The 4,455-nt window shown below is 63.7% G+C and carries 7 protein-coding genes; 3 read left to right on the top strand and 4 right to left on the bottom strand.

Going from position 1 to position 4,455, the window contains the following annotated elements; translation table 11 throughout:
* Nucleotides 1–320, bottom strand: a 320-nt coding sequence (locus AC07Y2_RS28635) for a general secretion pathway protein GspC (protein WP_103387449.1), incomplete at its 3' end; no start/stop codon positions are given.
* 132 nt (nucleotides 321–452) lie between these two features.
* On the opposite strand from AC07Y2_RS28635, the gene gspH reads away from it, so the two are divergent.
* Complete coding sequence (gspH, locus tag AC07Y2_RS28630; protein WP_103387450.1) at nucleotides 453–905, top strand: type II secretion system minor pseudopilin GspH; 453 nt, start codon at nucleotides 453–455, stop codon at nucleotides 903–905.
* A complete protein-coding gene (locus AC07Y2_RS28625) occupies nucleotides 902–1,510 on the top strand; it encodes a type II secretion system protein GspJ (RefSeq protein ID WP_103387451.1) in 609 nt (202 codons plus the stop codon). Before gspH ends, AC07Y2_RS28625 begins: the two co-directional genes overlap by 4 nt.
* Nucleotides 1,511–1,665: 155 nt before the next feature.
* Here AC07Y2_RS28625 and AC07Y2_RS28620 read toward each other — a convergent pair whose 3' ends face one another.
* The 3 genes from AC07Y2_RS28620 to AC07Y2_RS28610 are packed head-to-tail and all read right to left on the bottom strand — an operon-like array spanning nucleotide 1,666 to nucleotide 3,932.
* Complete coding sequence (locus AC07Y2_RS28620) at nucleotides 1,666–2,604, bottom strand: FecR family protein (protein ID WP_103387452.1); 939 nt, start codon at nucleotides 2,602–2,604, stop codon at nucleotides 1,666–1,668.
* 33 nt (nucleotides 2,605–2,637) lie between these two features.
* Nucleotides 2,638–3,189 (bottom strand): RNA polymerase sigma factor, encoded by a 552-nt coding sequence (locus tag AC07Y2_RS28615; RefSeq protein ID WP_011334580.1) that lies wholly within the window; start codon nucleotides 3,187–3,189, stop codon nucleotides 2,638–2,640.
* On the bottom strand, nucleotides 3,186–3,932 hold the full coding sequence (locus tag AC07Y2_RS28610; protein ID WP_256587104.1) for an STN domain-containing protein: 747 nt from the start codon (nucleotides 3,930–3,932) through the stop codon (nucleotides 3,186–3,188). The genes AC07Y2_RS28615 and AC07Y2_RS28610 overlap by 4 nt, the downstream gene beginning before the upstream one ends.
* A gap of 123 nt (nucleotides 3,933–4,055) precedes the next feature.
* On the opposite strand from AC07Y2_RS28610, the gene AC07Y2_RS28605 reads away from it, so the two are divergent.
* Nucleotides 4,056–4,370, top strand: a complete 315-nt coding sequence (locus AC07Y2_RS28605) for a hypothetical protein (protein WP_103387454.1) — start codon at nucleotides 4,056–4,058, stop codon at nucleotides 4,368–4,370.
* Nucleotides 4,371–4,455 lie beyond the last annotated feature (85 nt).

The following is a 4,455-nucleotide window of genomic DNA, read 5'->3' as shown; positions in this document are numbered from 1 at the left end:
AACTTCACCCAAGGACTCACCCTTTCCCCCTGCAAAAAGCTCCTCGGCGGCCCATCGTTCAAACTCAAAATCGCCACCGCCCCGCGACTCCCCGCCATCACCCCGCTGACCTTGATCTCCACTGGCGCCGTTCGGTTGGAAAACCATTGCAACGCGGGATTGTCGCTACGCGCCGCGAGCAGTTGCGGCGTAGCCGCCGGGGTGTGGGATTCGGCGGTGGTCAGGAGCAGGGATGACCAGGTGGCGATGCCGACCAGGGCGGCCAGCAGTGCGGCGGCCTGGATGATTTGGGGGGGTGAAAAGCGTGCGGTGTATCTCATGGGCTGAATCTCCTTTTAGTCCCGGTGACCAGACTACGCGGCAATTCTCACGGTTTTATTTCACACGCCTTACATGTTGGCCGTGCAGGATGGTTTTTTGGGACGTGCTGGACGCAAGGGAGTGCGCATTCGATGAACCGGTGCAGGCAGCAGGGTTTTACGCTGATCGAGTTGATGGTGGTGCTGGTGATCATCGGTATCGCCAGTGCGGCGATCAGTCTGAGTATCAAGCCCGATCCGTTGCAGTTGCTGCGCAAGGACGCCGAGCGCGTGGCGCAGTTGCTGCAGATTGCGCAGGCTGAGGCCCGTGCCGATGGCCGGCCGATTGCGTGGTTGAGCGATGGCAAGGGGTTTCGGTTCAGTCGGCGCAGTGACAGTGGCAAGGGTTTTGACCATTTCGATCAGGACCCGCAGTTGCGGCCGCGTCCCTGGCAGAGTCCGAAGCTTGCGGTGCGGGTGGAGCCGAAGCAGAAAGTGGTGCTGAACGCGGAGTGGATCAATCCGCCGCTGCAGTTGACGCTGTCTGACGGGCTCAATCGGTTGAGTGTGCTGCGCGATGCGTCGGGCCGGATTAGCGTGCAATGAACAGACAACAAGGTTTTACGCTGATCGAGGTGATGGTCGCGATTCTGTTGATGGCGGTGGTCAGTCTGATTGCCTGGAAGGGGCTGGACAGTGTCACCCGCGCCGACAGCCATTTGCAGGCCAGTGGTGAGCAGAGCGACAGCCTGTTGCGGGCGTTGAATCAGATGCAGCGGGATGTGGAGATGCGCGCCGGGATCGAGCTGACGGAGCCGAAGAAGGTCGGCACTGAGGATGAACCGGCGACGGCGCCGCCTGCGCTGACGGTACGCAGCAGTGACAGCAAGGGGTTTCGGCTGGACATTATTCGGAGCGCGGCGGATCAGCCGGGGGCGTTGCAGCGGGTGCGCTGGTGGCTCAAGGGGGACACGTTGTATCGCGCGGTGGCGCCGGCGCGCAGTCGGTATCCGTTGCCGGCGCCTACGGCTGGGGTGGCGGTTTTGAGTGAGGTGAGTGATTTGCAGGTGCGGGTTTGGGAGGCGGACAAGGGGTGGCGGCAGTTGAGCGGGAATCGGCGGGAGGATCCGTTGGGGTTGGAGGTGCGGTTGACTCGGGAGACGGCGCAGGGGGTGGAGAAGTATCGGCAGGTGATGGGGCCCTTGCAGTAATTGAAGTCACTGAGGTCCCTGTGGGAGCTGCGGTGCGACGATTCGACTTGCCAGCGATGGGGCCTTCACATCCAACATCTCATTGCCTGACATACCGCTATCGCTGGCAAGCCAGCTCCCACAGTGTTTTAGGGTGTTTGTGGGTGTTGTGTTAGTTAGCTGAGGACGACTACGCCGCCCGGCAACTCGGTGCATTTGACGCCGTAGGCGTCGCGGATCAGCGCGCCAACGCCGGCCAGTTGGTCGAGGGAGAAACGTGCCTGTACGCGGCGTTGGCCGAGTTCGCGGTTGAGCAGCAGTAACATGCCTGGGCGGTAGCGGTTGATCTCGTCGATCATCTGGCTCAGGGTTGCGCCGTTGAACACCAGCACCTGCTGCCGCCAGTTCATCACCGCTGCGGTGTCGACGCTTTGCACGGTGCCGACCTGTTGCGCGCCGTAGGTCAATTGCTGACCCGGTTCCAGTCGCAGGCTGCGGCCTTTAACTTCCACATCCACCGCGCCATCGAGGCACGTCACGCACACCTGTTGATCGAGGTTGCGCAGGTTGAACCGCGCCCTGCTCGCCCGCAGCCAGCCGCCACCGGCCTGCATCGCCATCGGCAGTCGTGCGGTCTGCACTTCGACTTCGCCGCTGACCAGTTCAAAGCCTTGCACGCCCTCATCCACCGAACGCTGGTTGATGCGGGTCTGGGTGTTCAGTTCCAGGCTCAGGCCATCGGCCGGTTCGACCCGGCGTTGCTGGCCGACTTCGGTGATGTAATCAGCCCCAAGCCCGGAGAACCCGCCCGGAATCGTGCCGCGCACCAGCAGGAACGCGGCCGACGCGGCAATCGCTCCACCGAGAAAGGCCCGTCGTCCAAACCGTCGTGGCGCCTGCGTCGCTTCCGCCGCCGGTTGCAGCAGGTGCCACAACGCCTTGCAATCTTCGAAGGCGCGCGCGTGTTCGGGGCTTTGCGCGCACCACTGGCGCAGCGCTCGGGCGTCGGCGACCGTGGCGCGGCCGGAGGTCAGCAGGATCAGCCAGTCGCGGGCTTCGCTTTGCAGACGCTCGGCAGGCGTGGGCTCGGCAGGTGTCAGACGGAAGATGTTCAAACGCGCAGGTACTCGACGGGTTGATCGGGAGCTTCATTCACTAGACGGTTTTCCGGCCCCGCGACCGAACCGCTGAAACACTTTTCTTTCCAGTTTGGCCGCGCAGTGTCCGAGGGCAGCCTTGATTTCCTTCTCGACCATGCGCGTGGAGATGCCGAAACGCTGGGAGATTTCCAGGTGCGGCGCTTCTTCCAGGCGTGCGGCGATGAAGATCCGGCGGCGCCGGGCCGGCAGTTCGTAGAGGGCGCTGAGCAGGGACTGGATTTCCTTCTGGCCGCCGACCACGCGCATCGGGTCCAGCGCTTCGTCGCTGACTTGCAACAGTTCTTCGACTTCGCTGCCAGTGAGCAGCCGCGCATCGGCCTGGCGGCGGTCGGCGGCGATGTTCAGGGCCATGCGATAGAGGTAGGCGTTGGGCCGCAGCAGGTTCGGCGGCGCTTCCATGCGGTCGACCCGCAGGTAGGTTTCGTGCAGCACGTCGTTGGCCAGGTCCTCCGAGCCGAGACGGCGTCGCAGGCGCACCCGAAAGTCCTCGTAGGACGTCAGGAACAGCTGGACCATCGAACTTTGTCCGGCGTCTTTCATCCCCCGGAAACTCCTTCCCATTGTGTGCATTCCATGCGCTTTCCTGACGATTCGGGTAACAACAGCAACGTGACTGGCTGGCGCAATGCGCCGGGTGTGGGCCGGTCGATTTTGAGCGTGTGAAAACTGTCTACCAGCGCTGCATCGCGCCGAACATCGCCGGTGGTGGTGACCAACCGGTTGTGCTGCACCACGCCGTCGCGGCCGATCCACAGCTGCAACACCGCGCGAAAACTGCCGGGCCGGGTCAGCGGCGAGCGGCACAGGTTGCGTTCAATCGCAGCCTGCACCGCCGTGGCGTAACTGCGGTTGACCGCTGCGCTGGCGGGGGTCGGTTTCTCCGCCGGCATTGGCACGTCCTCGACCTGCGCCACTTGCAAGGTGAACGCGTCGTCGCGGCTGTACTTGGCCATCAAACCGCTGCCGCCGAGCATCCGGCGCAACGCTTCGGCGGCGGTGAATTCGCCATCCACCGCCAACGAGCGTCGGCCGCGGCTCAACTGGCTGTCGACCAGCACCGCCATGCCGGTGGCGCGGCTGAACTGTTCGAGGGCGCGGGCCAGTTCCTGGGCCGGGATGTGCAAGGTCATGCGCATCGTCGCCGGCATCGGGTCGGCGCTGACGCGGCTCAGAAACAAGCCAAGCAGCAGCCCCAGACAGAGCTGGCGCACGAGCGCTGAGCGCGCAAATTCGTCCCTGGCACGGCCTTGCTGCACGGCTGATGCACCCCTGAAAACCGTCATCCTGAGGGCTGTTTATGAATCTGGTGTGACGGCCACTGCAAAAAAACCATCACGGGATCGTTGCCACCGTTGCACTAGACTCTGGAGCTAGAGCGGCCCCTTCGGGCCGGCCAGGAGGCAGGCATGAAATCAGTCTGGAAAGTCGTCTTCGGCGGGTTGTTGCTGATGGCGTTTGGCGGTGCACACGCGGAGGAACCGCTGGGCTGTGTCGAGGTGACGGTGGGTGGCTACAAGGCGCCGAATTACGACTGCCTGAGCCAGCAGATGGGCAACAACCCCGACGGCGCGGCGGCTGCGCAGAAGAATCTGGAAGCGATGAATGTGCCGATCGACAAACGCCCGCCGAATCAGGTGGGGCTGGCGACGCCGGCGGCCACCAGTACGCGGATGGGCAACACGTTTGGTACGTCGGTGAAACCGCAGCGCCCACCGAACTAGCTTTCACTTGATCGTTCCCACGCTCCTGCGTGGGAATGCAGTCCGTGACGCTCTGCGTCACTGGACGCGGAGCGTCCCCAGAGGC

The organism is Pseudomonas sp. GW456-12-1-14-TSB6, from assembly GCF_059424205.1.
The sequence above is the reverse complement of the archived record's forward strand: the minus strand, read 5'-3'. Positions and strand labels throughout refer to the sequence as shown.